General features: G+C 50.5%; 12 protein-coding genes. 6 read left to right on the forward strand and 6 right to left on the reverse strand.

All coding sequences use genetic code 11. From position 1 onward, the window contains the following. The first annotated feature begins 59 nt into the window (after nucleotides 1-59). Nucleotides 60-1,520, forward strand: a complete 1,461-nt coding sequence (locus tag GOB58_RS09490; RefSeq protein ID WP_173560022.1) for an AMP-binding protein — start codon at nucleotides 60-62, stop codon at nucleotides 1,518-1,520. Nucleotides 1,521-1,636: 116 nt separating this feature from the next. Then, on the forward strand, nucleotides 1,637-3,442 hold the full coding sequence (locus GOB58_RS09495) for an AMP-binding protein (RefSeq protein WP_173560023.1): 1,806 nt from the start codon (nucleotides 1,637-1,639) through the stop codon (nucleotides 3,440-3,442). 105 nt (nucleotides 3,443-3,547) lie between these two features. Here GOB58_RS09495 and GOB58_RS09500 read toward each other — a convergent pair whose 3' ends face one another. From GOB58_RS09500 to GOB58_RS09515, 4 genes are all read right to left on the reverse strand, one after another. Continuing rightward, on the reverse strand, nucleotides 3,548-3,931 hold the full coding sequence (locus tag GOB58_RS09500; protein ID WP_086554787.1) for a VOC family protein: 384 nt from the start codon (nucleotides 3,929-3,931) through the stop codon (nucleotides 3,548-3,550). A gap of 34 nt (nucleotides 3,932-3,965) precedes the next feature. Then, nucleotides 3,966-4,346: a VOC family protein gene (locus tag GOB58_RS09505; protein WP_086554788.1), complete on the reverse strand. Its 381-nt coding sequence runs from the start codon at nucleotides 4,344-4,346 to the stop codon at nucleotides 3,966-3,968. Nucleotides 4,347-4,397: 51 nt separating this feature from the next. Beyond that, nucleotides 4,398-5,228, reverse strand: a complete 831-nt coding sequence (locus tag GOB58_RS09510; RefSeq protein ID WP_086554789.1) for a ferritin-like domain-containing protein — start codon at nucleotides 5,226-5,228, stop codon at nucleotides 4,398-4,400. A 230-nt stretch (nucleotides 5,229-5,458) separates the two neighbouring features. Then, complete coding sequence (locus tag GOB58_RS09515) at nucleotides 5,459-5,899, reverse strand: acyl-CoA thioesterase (RefSeq protein WP_086554790.1); 441 nt, start codon at nucleotides 5,897-5,899, stop codon at nucleotides 5,459-5,461. A gap of 245 nt (nucleotides 5,900-6,144) precedes the next feature. Between GOB58_RS09515 and GOB58_RS09520 the strand changes: the two genes are divergently transcribed. Then, nucleotides 6,145-7,668 carry a UvrD-helicase domain-containing protein gene (locus GOB58_RS09520; RefSeq protein WP_173560024.1) on the forward strand — a complete coding sequence of 508 codons (1,524 nt, stop codon included), beginning with the start codon at nucleotides 6,145-6,147 and terminating at the stop codon, nucleotides 7,666-7,668. 129 nt (nucleotides 7,669-7,797) lie between these two features. Here the strand turns inward: GOB58_RS09520 and GOB58_RS09525 are convergent, their stop codons facing one another. Beyond that, nucleotides 7,798-8,937, reverse strand: a complete 1,140-nt coding sequence (locus GOB58_RS09525; protein WP_173560025.1) for an energy transducer TonB — start codon at nucleotides 8,935-8,937, stop codon at nucleotides 7,798-7,800. After that, nucleotides 8,934-9,260, reverse strand: coding sequence for a hypothetical protein (locus GOB58_RS09530; protein WP_173560026.1), 327 nt, complete (start codon nucleotides 9,258-9,260; stop codon nucleotides 8,934-8,936). Before GOB58_RS09530 ends, GOB58_RS09525 begins: the two co-directional genes overlap by 4 nt. A 610-nt stretch (nucleotides 9,261-9,870) precedes the next feature. Between GOB58_RS09530 and GOB58_RS09535 the strand changes: the two genes are divergently transcribed. The 3 genes from GOB58_RS09535 to GOB58_RS09545 are packed head-to-tail and all read left to right on the forward strand — an operon-like array spanning nucleotide 9,871 to nucleotide 15,847. Continuing rightward, entirely contained in the window at nucleotides 9,871-13,074 is a 3,204-nt protein-coding gene (locus GOB58_RS09535; protein ID WP_086635827.1) for an efflux RND transporter permease subunit, read from the forward strand. After that, the gene (locus tag GOB58_RS09540; protein ID WP_086554795.1) at nucleotides 13,074-14,282 is read left to right on the forward strand and encodes an efflux RND transporter periplasmic adaptor subunit; all 1,209 of its coding nucleotides are present in this window, start codon (nucleotides 13,074-13,076) and stop codon (nucleotides 14,280-14,282) included. The genes GOB58_RS09535 and GOB58_RS09540 overlap by 1 nt, the downstream gene beginning before the upstream one ends. Further along, complete coding sequence (locus GOB58_RS09545; RefSeq protein WP_173560027.1) at nucleotides 14,279-15,847, forward strand: efflux transporter outer membrane subunit; 1,569 nt, start codon at nucleotides 14,279-14,281, stop codon at nucleotides 15,845-15,847. The genes GOB58_RS09540 and GOB58_RS09545 overlap by 4 nt, the downstream gene beginning before the upstream one ends. Nucleotides 15,848-16,497: the final 650 nt, after the last annotated feature.

Here is a 16,497-nt window from a genome sequence, read left to right on the forward strand (position 1 = left end):
TATTATTTTCTTTTTTATTTTTTTATTTATTTATTTATTTATTATAAAAGGTAATTTCAATGCTTGTGGATATTATACACGATAAACTTAAAAATACCTCTGGTGAGATTATCTTCAGAGATATCTCGCGTGAGTGGAGTTATGGCGAATTTCATCAGAATATCGTCCATGTTGCTCATGCTCTGGGAAAAATTAAAGAGGCAGGCTGTGCACTGGTTGGTGTGAAATGTGCCAGCCAGTACAATCATCTCGTTATTATTTTTGCACTTGATATGCTTGGTGTGGCGTCGGTCTCTTTGCCAGAGGGATTTGGTTCGATGTTCAGAAGTTATGTTGAGCTGACAAAACCTGATCTGATTTTAACAGATGATTCGTATGAAGGTGATATTCCCTCTGTTAAGTTCTCTGGCCTGAGTTTTCCGTCAACACTGCATATGGAGACAATTGCCAGCGACGAACGCTCTCCTGACGAAATCTGTCGTGTGTCAGTTGCTGCGGGAACTGATGTCACCGCGCGCAAAATTTATATCGATGCCACGAACTTTCATCAGAATATTCATCGTCTGATACAGAGCGTTAACGAAATGAGAAGTGCAGATAAATACGATGTTTTTTGCTTTCTCGGTATTGATCTGCTCAGTGGTTTTCAGATCCGTCTTGCCGCTATCTTATCCGGCGGGTGCCTGAACTTCTTTAACCGTTCAAATATACATTATCTTTTCAGGCGGGAACGGCCTTCGGTTTTTATTCTCTCTCCGCTGCATCTCGAAATTCTGGTCTCAGCGCTGCCGCCACTCAGCAGGCCTGATGACACGGTGGAAATTATCGTTATTGGTGGCGCGCTGCCACCGGAACTTGAGAAGAAAACCAGAGCAGGCCTGAGTACCAGAATTCATGTTATTTACGGGACGGAAGAAACCGGGGCTGTTGCTGTCAGGAGTGTGCGCGACGGACTGGCGCCTGAAAGTGCTGGTTTTATTGTACCGTGGATGACCGTTGAGGCTGTCGATCAGGATAATAAAAAAATTAAAGAGGGGAATGTCGCCGGTCTTTTACGGATACAGGGCGATACACTGAATAAAGGCTATCTTGAAGAATATTTCAGTGACCGTTTTGTTGGTGGCTGGTTTTATCCCGGTGATATAGGGCGTATTTATAATCAAAAAGAACTGTTTATTGTGAGCCGTGCTGATAACCTTATTTCTTTTGGGGGGGATAAGTTCTCAGTTGCACGCCTTGATGAGGTTTGTAAGGCTTACCCGGGTATTCAGGACGGATGTATTTTTGCTGTGCCCGATGCCAGTGGTGTGCATATGCCCTATGTTGCTATTATATGCCATGAGCAGATTGATATTTCTGAACTCTCCAGAAAAATGCATGATATTTATGAAAATATGCCAACGCTTACGGTTATCTGGGTTGATCAGATTCCCCTTGATGACGCCGGTAATCCTGACAGAGTACTGCTGACCGAAATGGTGCTGAACGAGAGGAAGCAACGGTCAGCGCGTATGCATTAAATGTTGAATATGCAGAATATAAAGTGATGTTATACATTTTGAAATCTATGGTTACTTGTATGATGTCATGAAAGTATTAAAGTGTACTTTTATGAAGTAGCTGCAAGGCAGTGATTATGGTTAAAAAATTTATTTGTTCAGAAAATAATGGAAAATATTATATTGACTGGGGCGAAAATACACTCGTTGATGCATTAGCTTATCATCGTCACAGAACACCCGATCATGAAGTGTATAAATTTCTTGGGGATGGTGAAAATGAGACTGACAGCACGACATTTTCACAATTACAGGACTTTTCATTCCGGCTTGGTGCCTGGCTGAAAAGAGTGCTCAGAAGTGGTTCGCGGGTTATTTTACTGTATGACAGCAGCCTCGATTATATTCGTGGCATTATGGGGTGTATGACAGCGGGTATGGTGCCGGTGTCGGGGGTTTATCCCAGGTCCTATAATGTGCTTGAGCGTTTTGCACATGTGCAGAAAGATTCTCAGGCTGTGGCCGTTATCGGGCCTAAAGTTATTCTGAGCGAATTTCAGAAGCATTTTACAGGTAAGATGCTTGGTGCAGGTTTTTTATGGATCCCTACAGACGTTATACCTGCCACTTATACACTGGTAACACCTGACCGGAAAAAAGATGATATTGCCCTGATACAATATACTTCAGGGTCAACCAGTAAGCCTAAAGGTGTGGTGCTTACGCATCGTAATCTGTCTCATAATATTGCGTTACAGGTTATGGCATTCAGCTTTACGCGGGCCGACCTTTGCGGGGTAAACTGGCTGCCTCTGACGCATGATATGGGGCTTATTGGTGGTGCCCTGATTATTCTGGCGGTCGGAGCTCAGTGTGTTTTACTCCCGCCGGAGAAAGTGCTCGAAAAACCTGTAAGGTGGCTCAGTGCAATCAGTAAGTATCAGGCCAGCATTTCAGGCGGGCCGAACTTTATTTATGACGCCTGTATAAGCCGTATCTCAGCAGAGGAGGCCGCTGGTCTGTCTTTATCCCGCTGGCAGCTGGCCTCTAATGGTGCTGAATATATCTCGCGCAGCACGATGGATAAATTTGCACAGCATTTTACTGCTGCCGGTTTTAAAAAGACTGCATTTTCGTCCTGCTATGGTCTGGCTGAAGCCACGCTGATGGCGACTGCGGGTGAGCGCGGGCAGGGTATTACATTCGGGTCTTTTTCGCGCAGCAATCTGTCGCTCGGTGTGGTTGCTCCCCCTCAAAATACGCTCGATGAACGGCTTATTGCGTCATGTGGCCGGGTGGCTGAGGCTGGCAGCGTGGCTATTACCCGCCCCGAAAGCGGTGAGATGCTTCCGCCAGGCCAGGTGGGAGAAATCTGCCTGCATAGTCAGAGTGTCTCCCCTGGTTATGTTTCACAGTTTCCGGCTGGTGTCATAAATACCGGCAAAGGTGACAGGGGGCATTACCTGCAAACCGGAGACAGAGGATTTTTGTTCGAAGACCAGCTTTATGTTGTCGGACGGTTTGATAACCGTATTGAGATCAGTCAGCAGGTTTTTGATGTGGAGGATATTATTTCAGCCCTTGGGCTGGCAGACCCTGACGTAACGCTTTCCAATACTATTGTATTTGATCAGATTGTGCATGGCGGTGACCAGGAGCTGTTTGTTATTGTCGAAAATACAGCTGATGATAATGACGCATTGCGCGCCAGAGCTGATGCCCTGGCACAAATCATTTTCAGAACCTGGCGTATCAATTTATGCGCGGTTGCATTTGTCAGGAAAGGAAACCTGATGAAAACATCAAGCGGTAAAATCAGAATGCGTCTCTCGCAGGAGATGTTTCTCGAAAAGAAATTTACGATCCTTTTCGAAAAGAAATTCGATAAAGCCTCGTTCAGGACAGTTTCTATCTTAAAAGAAGAAACAGCTTCTCATCATTAGTTATAAAAATATCTGGCTGAGACGGCCCGGACTGATAACCGGGCCAGGTTTTAAACATGAACGAAAGATGCTGCCATGTTCAGGCCCGGCAGCATCTTTTTTACTTCAGGGCATTTTATAAAAAGCGCACAGCTTATTGCCGTCAGGGTCACGCAGATAAGCGAGATACATGTCACCCATGGGGGAGTGACGCACACCCGGCGGGTCTTCAGCAGTCACCCCTCCGTGCTCAGTGCCGGCTTTGTGCCAGGCATCGACCTGTTCAGGGCTGGTCATGGCCAGGCCCAGGGTTTCACCATTGGCGCAGGTGGCAGGCTGGCCGTTAATCGGGGTGATCAGAATAATGCGCTGACCATTATGGATATACATCAGCCGGTCTGGCTTTTTTGACGTATCCATCACTTCAGCACCCTGAACGGCCATAATCGCATCATAGAAAATTTTTGTGCGGGCCAGGTCGTTACTGCCCAGAGCAATGTGACTGAACATATTCTTTTCCTTGTTGGCTATACGAGCCTGCTGCTCAGGGCACGTTATAAATGGCGCAGAGTTTGTTGCCATCCGGGTCGCGCAGGTAAGCGAGATACATGTCACCCATGGGGGTGTGTCGTATGCCAGGCGGGTTCTCAGCCGTAACACCACCATTTATCACCCCGGCCCTGTGCCAGGCGTCAACCTGGTCAGCACTGGTCATACGCAGGCCAATTGTGCCGCCGTTAGCATAAGTGGCAGGCTGCCCGTTAATGGGGGTGGTAATGATCAGCATCTGGCCATCAAGAGCGTAGACAAGAATACCCGGTTTAGGAGCAGGCAAAGCCTGCGCGCCCTGTGCGGCCATGATCGCATCATAAAAAACTTTAGACCGGGGAATATCATTACTTCCCAGGGTAACATGACTAAACATGAGACCATCCTTTGATCAGCGATTGAAAGACCCGAACGCAGGGCATGCGGGTCAGTTTCTTTGCAGTCCGGCCATACGGGCAAATTTTGCCTGACGGCTGAAAAACAGTTTTTCGGTAATCCAGAACGCAACGCTCTGAATTTTGCTGTGCGGTGTCAGGCCAATGGTTTTAAACACCATGTTGGTGACACGCTTAAGGTGCTGCGGTTTATATGACTTCATGCTGCGTGCCATATAATTGGCAATGCAGCGTTTATGATCATAGGGCATATTTTCAGGCTCGTTCGTGGTGTGATAGGCCGATGCCAGCTCATCATCTTCACTTTCGGTAATCCGCCCCAGGGCAATGCGTGCGCGCTGCCATGTGCTGATGTTCTCCCGCCTGAGATAGCGGTGCATATGGTCATAAAACAGCTTGAAATGTCTGAACTCGTCTGCGGCAATCTGGCGGCACAGGGCTTTCAGGGCGGGTTCATCAGTGGCATCAGCCAGGGCTGAGTAAAAAGATGAGGTGCCGGTTTCCACCATGCAGCGGGCAATCAGCTCCCCGGTGCGTGAGCCACGGATAGAGGTATCGACCTCAAGGTTGATGTGATAAAAGTCGCGGTAACGCTGAAAGGCAGCCTGATAGTCCCATTCTGGGTCGGCCAGCATAGCCCAGCGGCCCAGCGCATCACCATGCTGAATTTCTTCAACAGCCCATTCATCAGCCGCCTGTTTAAAGTCCGGGTCATCAGAGAAGACGTTGTTGAGATAAATGGCATAATCGACACTGTTACGCTCTACAACCGAGGCAGCTTTTACCGCCTTGAGCAACTCAGGGTCAACTTTTGCGGGGTCAAACTGATCCCAGGGTAGCTGATCAATCTGCCAGTGTTTCATCTCTGTTGTGCCTCTTTGCGCTGACTATATCTGTCGGGGCTGCATGCGGTTTGTGCCGGCATACGCCCTTACCGGTCAGAATAGCCTGCCGGTTCCTGTCGTTAGCTCATAGCCTGTTTTTGATATGAAGTGCCAGAGCAGGATAATGCGTATTTTGAAGTCAGCCATGCACGCACCACAGATGCTCCGGCCGGTCATCTGTGGTTTTGTTGCTGTATCTTGTTTTTTTATCAGTCTTTTTTGCGTATGCCGACAGGGCCGGCAGATGGGTCAATTTTGTCCATATCAGGCAGCGGGCGCGGGCGGCGGTTTTCATCCAGGGCAACAAAGGTAAAGTCGCCTTCTGTGACCTTGCTTGTTTTGTGGGTGTGGCGTGCGCGGCGCCATGTCTGCACATGAATGGTCAGTGAGGTATGCCCCTCACGGGTGATCTCAGTATAAATGCTCACTTCATCCCCGACCGCTACAGGTTCGAGAAAGGTCAGTTTATCAATGGCAACCGTTGTGGCACGACCATTGGAGCGAAAGGCTGCCACTGTGCCGGCGGCAAGATCCATCTGAGAGACAATCCACCCGCCAAAAATATCACCGGCAGGGTTAGTATTGCTGGGCATGGCAACCACGCGGATGGTGGGGATGCCAGCAGGAAGGGCGGGGGATGTTTCAGGCATAAGGACGAATGCTCCTGAGTGTGTGACGGCCATAACAGGGCAGCAGGGACAATGCTCTGACCAGACAGCCACCTGAAATGACGCAGGGCAGGTGCACGACCTGCGGGATATACTGCCTTTTTGTAAAGGTCAGAGACGTTTTTTGTAAAGCTGGTTTGTTTTTGAAAACAGGAATGTTATCTGAAGGGCGTTTTGCTGCGCGTAGCCTGTGGCGGCCTTTGGTTTATACGACAAGCGGAAGAGTAATGATAACATGCACGCCTGAGCAGACTGCGGTGATAGCCCGCAGCCCGACCGAAAGTTTTAAGGTTGTGGCCGGTGCCGGGTGCGGCAAAACCAGTACGCTGGTCATGTTCAGCACGCAGTGGGCCCGCTACCGGGGGCTTTATCTGGCATTTAATGCCTCGATTGCGCGCGAGGCCAGGGGGCGTTTTGGCCGGCATGTTGAGGCCCGCACAGCCCATGCTTATGCATTTGCCGCGCTGAATATCGGCTTGCTTGAGCGCTCACGGCTCACAGGCCGTTACACGACCCGCCATGTGCGCCAGCTTGAAAAAGAGCTTGGTATTAAAGCTCCGCCTGGCAGTGCCGGCATTGCCCTGCAAACCCTGTCAGCCTTTCTGGTCTCGGCAGGTACAAAGCTGACACAGGCCCACTGCCCTGAGCAGGATATGGCCCGTAACCGTGATATCCGCACATTTGTGGCTGAGGCTTTTCGCTACATTATGCGTTATGAACGTCATGATTTTCCCATCACTCATGATGTGTATCTCAAACGTTTCGAGATGGAGGGGCAGATAACCGGCTATGATTACATCATGGTGGATGAGGCCCAGGACCTGAACCCGGTTTTATTTTCTATTCTCGAAAAATCAGGTCTGCCGGTGGTAGCGGCGGGTGACCCGCACCAGTCTATTTTTGCGTTTCGTGGCGCGGTAGATGCCATGTCGGCCCTGCATGTGCCAGCTTTGCCTCTCAGCCGCAGCTGGCGCTTTGGTGAGCCCGTGGCGCAGCTCGCGTCGCGCGTGCTGTCCTGCCACTCTGTGCCGCCGCGTTACCCGCTGCATGGTAACCCGGCCGTTAAAAGCGCCATTCATCTTTATCAGGGTAAAATCCGCCCCTCGCACGAGACACTGGTGATGGCCCGCACCAATATCAGGTTGTTTGAGAGCCTGGCCCTGATTGACCGCCCGTTTCATGTTCTGGGAGGCATACAGGATATGGTGCAGGATATTCGGGCAGCTTTATCGCTGTATCGTCAGAGTATCGGTGCACCGCCATCGCAGGCCGGGCAGGGGCGTTTGCCATTTTCATCATGGGCTGAACTGCTCGCCGCGCGTGAGGGTGACACGGCCGACCCCATGGCCCGCAAGCTGGTCACGATTATTGAAAAGCATGGCAGCGACCTTGATACAAAAATCGGGGTTATTCAGTCTCTGCACCGTGATGACCCTGAAGAGGTCAGCCTGATCTGCTCAACGGCGCATAAGGCAAAAGGGCGCGAGTTTGAGACAGTGATGATGCTGGATGATTTCCTCTCTCCGGCAGAGTGGGCACAGCGGCGTGAGAAGCTGCTTGCCCGCCGGTTTAAGCTGGAGGAGGAGACAACCGGCTCAGCCCGTGCCCGTGCCCGCAAAGCGCGCGATCTGACCCGCCGGATGGAAGAGTGTGACCAGGAGATTAACCTGCTTTACGTGGCCTGCACCCGTGCGCGTCAGACCCTTTACCTGCCGGAGGCGCTTTATACCTTCTGGCGGGCAAACAGCTGAGAGTGAGCAGAGTTTGCCGCGTCTGCACAGGCCGGGTCGGGTAATGTCATACTAAAATATATGAAAATATGAGTACTAATCACATATTTTAGTAACATTATCAGTCAGGAAAGATCCTCCTCCCGTCTGTTAGCGCCGGATGAGGAAGTAGTTCATCGTCATATCAATATCAAAATGGTTGCCCTTCATGTCAGGCGGTACCGGAGGGAGCTGCGCCCCGCGGAACATTCCTGTCGTGGCAGCATCAAGATAGTATGAACCCGACGAGCTGGTCTGGTACACCGCGCGCACCCGGCCTGTTCTGTCCAGGATAACATGCACGGAGGAGGGGCCTTCTTCACCATTGCTGGCGGCCTCAGGCGGGTAGTATTTGTGGCGTTCGATCCAGGAGCTGATCTGCTCAGCATAATCATCGCTGACCCCTTTGATCGAGGCGCGTGAGGCATATTGTCCGCTGATCTGCCCATGGTCCACCATTGGCCCGATAGAAAGGTCGATAGGCCCGCGTGACCCGCCCGGCCGCCCCGTGGTTCTGCGCCTTGGTGCAGGGGCTTCATCAAACGAGAGGTCTTTCGGGTTCGCAAAGGGTGATTTCTGCTGGTGATGTGTGGGGCGTCTGTGTGATGGCGAGGCAGATGGCGTTTTGCCTGTTGCTTTAGGTGTTTTGCCGGCCGGCGTAAAAGCAGGCCTTACCGGCTGCTTTTCTTCCGGAGTGGGCTGAGGCAGGCCGTCATCAGACGGGGGCAGGGGCGGGGTTGAAGGTGTTTCAGGTTGTGTGACAGCCGGAGCAGGAGGGGCGGCATCAGGCTCTGGTTCAGCTGTGCCGGCAGTGCTGGCGGTTTTTCCGTTATTGCCACTGCCCATGTCAGGCGAAGGTTCACCGGTCATGCCCGAGCTGCCCTGAGGTTTGCTGAACACCATTTCAACGGAGGGCTGATCAATGCCCTCTTTGCTGCCGGAGTGGTTATGGTGAGCGCTTTTCCATAGCAGGGCCGTGAACAGAACAACATGAGCGATGAGTGAGGCAGTCAGTACAGGGCCCAGGGTGGTGTCGGCATAGCGCTCTTTGCGCATAAGCCCGGTAATAACCCCAGGCACCTGTACATTGGCAGGGCGTGGCAAAGCCGTGCCTGTTGTGTGCAGGCCTTCACGTGTTGCAAAATCGGTAAATGCCGCATCGGCGAGGGTTGAAGACGCAGCTCTGCCTGTGTTCAGGCGCGGCTCGCGCTGCTCCTGGTCTGATGACGGACCTCTGAGTGTAGAGTTCATGAAGCGCCTGGTCTCTCCTCAGCGGGGGTAACGTCTTTCATACGATAAGTCTCCCCCTGACGCCAGCGCCAGCCATCTGCTGGTGTATGATAACAGATAATCATAAAAACTATTGTACTGAATATAGCAGTCACGGTGCAGGCCGGCCAGAACATCCGCATCTGTTCAGCCTGCGCCCTGATAAAGAACATAGCCTGAAGAGTGGCAGAAACAATGGTCAGCCATGAGAGGGTTAAAACCCGGCTCTGCCATGCAACGGGGGTGCCGGCACCAGGACCATATGGCTCTGGCCTGAAGCAGCAGGCTTTTTGTGTTGTTGCCATTGCCTGTTCTCTTTGTGCCAGAGAAAACAAAAAACACCTGCCGTGCTCGGCAGGGGGTGAGCGTTTACTATACCTGTGCGGCCAGTGGCTGTGCAATGCAAACCCGTTGCGCGGGTCATGAAAATTATACCGGGCTCATAGTGCGCGATGAGAAAGCAATACCTGCAGGGGGTACGATTCGGCTTTTTTAAACGTGCCGCTCTGCCTTGCCGGCTGTCAGGAAGGGGTGGTGTATGAAAATATTAAAATACAGACATTTTTCATATACCTTATAGTGGATTGTGGCGGAATATGGCCCGACTTAAAATGATTTTATGAATATGTTCTAAAAGTAACGTTTTTATAATATTACATAATATGAATGAATTTAATTAATATCTTAATGTAATTTTTAAGAATAATATGGCACTTTCTTTATAATTTTGTGGCGAAAAAGTGTCTTTTTTGCCGCAACAATAAGTATACCCTTCACATATTTGCCTCATATTACTAATCTGTATTTTTTTTAATTTGCCCGTAATTTTTTTCGGCATATGTGATAGCACTTCACAATTACGTTTTTGCTCTTGAATTTGCGCTGCACCGAGTAATTTCGCATGAAAGGAACCGCATGAATGCCATTGTTGTAACGGCGCTTAAGCGACCTTATACTTTTGTTGTTCTGTCTATACTTATTCTGGCCTTTGGTATTTTATCTCTGCTTAAGGCCCCGACAGACGTTTTCCCCAATATCCGTATTCCGGTTGTGTCGGTTGTATGGACCTATGGCGGGATGCTGCCAGAGGAATTTGCCGGCCGTATTACCTATAACTACGAGCTGAATGTCACCTCAACTGTTGAGGGCATTGAGCACATGGAGAGTAATACGTACTACGGCCGTAGCATTGTTAATATCTACTTCCAGCCCGGAACAGATATTGGGGAAGCAGAAGCTGAGGTGACCGCCATCTCGCAGACTGTGATCAAGCAGCTGCCAGAAAATATTCCTGCCCCGATGGTGATGAAGCTTGAGGCCTCTTCAGTGCCTGTTCTTGCGCTTCAGGTTACCTCACAGAAGCAGACCCCTTCTGATCTGTTTAAAATTGCCATGACACGTATCCGTCCTATTCTTGTGACGGTGCCTGGTGCGGTTCTGCCTCAGGCTTATGGTGGTATGGACAGCTTCATCATGGTTGCGCTGAACCAGAAACAGCTTCAGGCGCATCATCTGTCAGCCATGGATGTGCAGAACGCTCTGCGTTCGCAGAACATCGTGCTGCCGGCCGGTGACCAGAAAATTCACAGAACTGACTGGATGGTGCAGACCAACGCGACACCGCGCTCAATGAAAGAGCTGGGTGATATTCCGGTTAAGCGTGTTGGTAATGCTGTTATCTACGTTCATGACGTGGCTAACGTGTATCGTGGTGGCCACCCGCAGACCAACCTGGTGCTTGTCCAGGGGCGTCAGGGCGTTGAAATTGTTGTCATGAAAAGTGGTGATGCTTCAACACTTGATGTTGTGGCACAGACCAAAGCCCTTCTTCCCCGTATTGAGAAAATTGTTCCGCCTGACGTGCACATTTCTGTGCTGAGTGATGCTTCAGTCTTCGTGAAAGAAGCGATTACAGACGTTGTGCGTGAGATGGTGACAGCTGCGATCCTCACAGGTCTTGTCGTGTTGCTGTTTCTTGGGTCATGGCGTTCAACAGTTATTATTGCAACGTCGATCCCGCTGGCTATTCTCAGTGCGATTATCTGCCTGCTTCTGTCAGGTCAGACTATCAACGTGATGACACTGGGTGGTCTTGCTCTGGCCGTTGGTATTCTCGTCGATGATGCGACCGTGATGATTGAAAACATCGACACGCATCTTGAAGAAGGAAAAGACCTCGAGCCTGCCATTATTGATGCTGCAAACCAGATCGTTATTCCAACCCTGGTTTCAACTCTGTGTATCTGTATTGTGTGGACCCCGCTCTTCCGTCTGAGTGGTGTTGCCGGCTGGCTGTTTATGCCAATGGCTGAAGCCATTGTGTATGCGATGCTTGCCTCGTTTATTCTGTCACGAACCCTCGTGCCGACAATGGCCAAATATCTGCTCGCCGGTCAGGTACATCCCGGTGCACATGGTGATGAGCATCAGGCACTGCCTAAAGGGTTCTTTGGTAAGTTTCAGAACAAATTTGAGCATGCGTTCCATGTGTTCCGTCTGGCTTACGGGCGTTTCCTTGAGCGTATTCTCGTGCGTCGTAAACTGTTTGTATCGTGCTTCCTGGGGGCTTCGGTTCTGTCTCTGGGGCTGTTTCTTATTGCCGGTCAGGACTTCTTCCCTGAAGTAAAGTCTGGCACGATTCAGATGCACATGCGTGCCCCTCTTGGCACACGTATCGAAACAACAGGGCGTATCGTCTCTCTGGTTGATAACCGTATCGATGCTCTGCTGCCTGGCAAAGTGTCTGGCATTATCAATAACTGTGGTCTGCCCGAAGGGCCGCATAACCAGGCCTTTATTCCGACACCAACTATCGGAACCCAGGACTGTGACCTGACGATTTCTCTTAAAGACGGCGAATCTCCGGTATGGGATTATCGTGCCCTGCTGCGTGACAAACTTTCTGCTAACTTTCCGGGCAGTGTTTTCACCTTCCAGCCTGCTGACCTGACCGAGAAAATCCTGAACTTCGGTTCACCAGCTCCGATTGATATCCAGGTATCAGGACCAGAGCTGAGAGCAAACTATGACTATGCCCGTATTCTGGTCAATAAACTCCGCGGTGTGCCCGGGGCTGCTGATGTTGTTATTCAGCAAACCATGAAAACACCAACGCTGTTTGTTAAGGGCAACCGTACTTTCAGTCAGGCTACCGGCATGACCGAAGCTGATATTGCTAACAACCAGCTGATGACCCTTTCAGGCAGTCAGACGGTTGATCCGCAATACTGGCTCGACCCTAAAACCGGCATTACCTTCCCGCTCAACGTCTATGTCTCTCAGGACCAGCTGACTCATTATAATGACCTGCTGACTATTCCGGTTGATAAAGGCGATGGTGACCCGGGCGGTAAAGATATGCAGCTTCTGGGTGCTATCAGTGATGTGTCAGCAATTGGCACGCCAGGGCAGGTGTCTCACTTTAACTCCATGCCTGACATTGACATTTATGTCTCTGCTGAGGGCACAGATCTGGGTTCAGTTCTGGCCGGCGTTAATAAGGTTATTGCTCAGACGAAAGGTGATGTGCCCCGCAGTGCCGTGGTTGACATTCATGGTCAGGCCACAACCATGCACGGGGCATATAACGAGCTGATCTTCGGTCTGATTGTGTCGGTTGTGCTGATCTACATGCTGATCGTGGTGAACTTCCAGTCATGGGTTGATCCGTTCATTATCATCTCCGCACTGCCAGGTGCTCTTGCCGGTATCGCCTGGAGCCTCTTCCTGACACAGACGCGCCTTTCAGTGCCTGCACTGACCGGGGCTATTATGTGCATGGGAACGGCAACAGCGAACTCCATTCTGGTGGTTGCCTTTGCAAAGGAACGGTTTGCTATTCATGGCAGAGCGATCACAGCTGCGGCTGAAGCCGGCTTTGGTCGTATCCGTCCGGTTATCATGACAGCGTCTGCCATGATTATCGGTATGGTGCCTATGGCAACCAGTAACTCGCAGAATGCACCACTGGGTAAAGCTGTTATCGGCGGGCTGATTGTTGCAACGATCTCCACCCTGCTGTTCGTACCCTGCGTTTACGCCATTTTTCACAAAAACTCTGATACGCCACACGGTCATGAGACTGGTGAGGCTTCCGAAAACGGGAAGGAGGCTGTCTGATGCCCGCTTTCACAAAAACACAGCTTTTCGCTGGCTCCGTGTTCTGTGCATTTCTTGTCTATGGTGGCTACCTGGTGGCGCATCGTATGCACAACCAGCACGAACTTGATGTGGCTGCAACGACAGCAAACATTCCTGATGTTGCTGTGGTTAAGCCCAAACCGGCCCCTGATACGGTCTCTCTGACCCTGCCTGGTAATATTAATGCCTGGTATCAGGCACCGATGATTGCCCAGGTCTCCGGTTATGTAAAAATGTGGTATAAGGACTATGGTTCGACGGTAAAGGCTGGCGATATTCTGGCCGAAATCAACGCACCAAGTCTTGATGCCCAGTACGCGCAGGCCAAAGCTGACCTGCAGGTGCAGATGGCCAAATATAACCTGGCTGAAGTGACAGCAACCCGCTGGCGGAACATGGGTAAGTCTCAGGCTGTTTCAGGGCAGTCAGTCACGGTGCAGAATGCTAACGAGCGGGCGGCACAGTCTGCTCTGGCAGCGGCACAGTCAAACGTTGACCACTTTGCTGCACTTGAGAAGTTTAAAACCATTGTTGCACCATTTGATGGTGTCGTAACGGCGCGTAACGTCAACGTGGGTGACTATGTTGGCGCGGGCAGCGGCATTGGTGATAATGGCGGTGCAAGCGAACTCTTTACGGTGGCTGATACGCACGAGATGCGTCTGTTCGTATCTGTGCCTGAGGTGTTCTCTTACATGCTCAAGCCTGGCCTGACTGCACAAGTGACAGTGCCGCAGTATCCTAATCAGGTGTTTACGGCAAAGTTTCTGACTATTGCTAAAGGTTATGACCCCAACACCCGTACTGCCGTAACGGAGTTCACGATTGATAATAATGACCAGAAGCTCTGGCCCGGGTCATTTGCTACTGTTGCGCTGACAGCACCGTCAGAGCCCGGGGTTTATACGATCCCGACAGGGGCACTGGTGTTCCAGGAAAACGGAATGCAGGTTGCTATTGTTGATGCGCAGGATATTGCACACTTCAGAAACATTAAAGTCGGACGTATGTCTGACTCCTACACTGAGGTTGACGGAGGGCTGCAGCCAGGTGATCAGGTGATTGATAACCCGCCGGCTGACCTGCTCGAAGGCCAGAAGGTGCATCTGAGTGTGCCTGAAAAAGGCTACCTGACAACAGGTGGCAATGCTAAGGCCGAAGCCAGTGCGGGAGATGATGACGAATGAGCTTATCTTCTTTACGTCGTAACAAAAAACGTGCCGCCCTGAGAGGGGTGGCACTATCCTCAGCGCTGATGCTGGGGGCCTGTAACCTGGCCCCCACGTATAAAGACCCTAAATTTGTTGTTCCTGCCGCATGGCGCGGGCAGGGGCTGTTTCATGTCGCGCAGCCACAGGACAGCGCTCTGCGTTCTGACTGGTGGGCGTTGTTTAACGACCCCACGCTTAACACGCTGGAGACACAGGCCCAGACCAGTAACGGTGACCTGCAGGCTGCGGCTGAACGGTTTGCCCAGGCCCGTACCATCGTGATGGAAGCGCGCTCTGACCTGCTGCCGCATTTTGGTCTTTCCTTTGGTGGCAGTGATAATAAAAGCTCTGCTGACAGGCTGTTTCGTTATAAGGGGCCGATCACAGCGACTGATGAGTTCTATGGGGGTATTGCGAGCTGGGAGCCTGATCTCTGGTCTTCTATTCGTAACCGTGTCCGCTCACAGAAATACTATGCACAGCAGCTTGCTGCACAATATGCTTCTGCCCGGTTAAGCCTTCAGGCTGACCTCGCAACAGATTATTTTGCACTGCGCGGCCTTGATGCACAGAACGCCATCTACACACAGTCGATTGCATTTTATAAGCAGGCGCTGAAGATGACCGAGGTGCGTCTGCAAAATCAGAATGCCACTGGTATTGATGTCGCCCGTGCTCAAAATCAGCTTTACATGACAGAAGCACATCAGCTTGATGTGCAGGCACAGCGCGATGTGATGGAGCATGCGATTGCTGTGCTGGTGAATGTTTCACCCTCAGCATTCCATATCGTGCCGGTTGACCAGCTGAGCGATGCTGAGCCGGTTATTCCCACAGGTCTGCCTTCAGAAATTTTGCAGCGTCGTCCTGACGTGGCAGCCTCTGAGCGTGAAATGGCTCAGGCTAATGCCATGATCGGTATTGCCCGTGCAGCGTTCTATCCGCATGTGTCGTTTAACGCGCAGGGTGGTTTTGACGCGAACGGTTTTGACCTTGCTAAACTTGCCAACAGTTTCTGGACCTATGGTGCCTCGGTCACCATGCCGATCTTTGAGGGCGGGCTGCGCCGTGCGCAGCTGCAGCGCACCTGGTCGAGCTACCGTGAAACGCGTGATAACTACCGTATGACCGTTCTGAACGCCTTTAAGGATGTTGAAAACGGTATGTCAGTAACAGCACGTCTGCGCAGTGAAAATGACCGTCTGAAAAAGGCTGTGCAGGCTGCGATGCAGACACAGAAACTTACAATGGTGCTGTATAAAGGTGGCGCTGATAACTACCTTGAGGCTCTTATTGCGCAGGTCAGCACGCTTGATGCCCGTATCAATCAGGCGCAGGTACAAAGCCAGGCTTTACAGTCTACTGTCAGGCTGGTGCGTGCACTGGGTGGTGGCTGGCAGGATAAGATGCTGCCAACACCAGATCAGACTATGACGTTTGATGTGTTGCAGTATGATAATCTGCATCATCCTGCAGCAGCAGGCGGCATTGCGACAGTGAAGCCTGAGAACTTTGAAAATCTTACGGGTCAGACGAAATAAAGATAAGAAAAATCTTTCGTATATGACTTAACCGGCGGCCATTATCTGTTTGTTCAGGTAGTGGCCGTTTTTTTATTTCATGACAAAAAATTTTAGCTGATATGAGCTTTTGGGCGCTGATCGGCACAGGCTGTGTAGTGGCCTCAGACAGCAGCCCGCAGCAATAGCGTAAAGCTGCTTTAATTATACCGTCTCATTGCTTCTGTTTTTCTTATAGTGATGATATAATTTTCCTTATACCTTTAGTATAAATAAATATTATATTAAGTATAAGGTGATTTTCAAAAAACTATTAAAATACAAAACAAAAAATTAATGTTTTGGAATCGAAATATATTATTCACAACGCGCCGCTTTACGCTAAGGTTAGTATCGAGATCGAAACGACATGATGCGGCCTGACATAGCATTTTTTTAAAGTGCTCATGTGGGGCATTACAAAATGCAGGAAGAGTATGAAAAAGAACGTGATAAACACCGAACTTTTCTCTTCGTTTAATCAGTCACCTCTGCGCCTGCCATCATAACTTTTTGCATTTTCTGGTATTATTTTCCCAAGGGGTCTGGATATGCGTATCCAGGAGCAGATCAGGACAATAAGCGTGATCAACAGTATTATCGGACAAAAAGCCTCCTCTCTGTTTCATGCG

It is taken from the genome of Acetobacter thailandicus, assembly GCF_011516655.1.
Taxonomy (GTDB): Bacteria; Pseudomonadota; Alphaproteobacteria; order Acetobacterales; family Acetobacteraceae; genus Acetobacter; species Acetobacter thailandicus.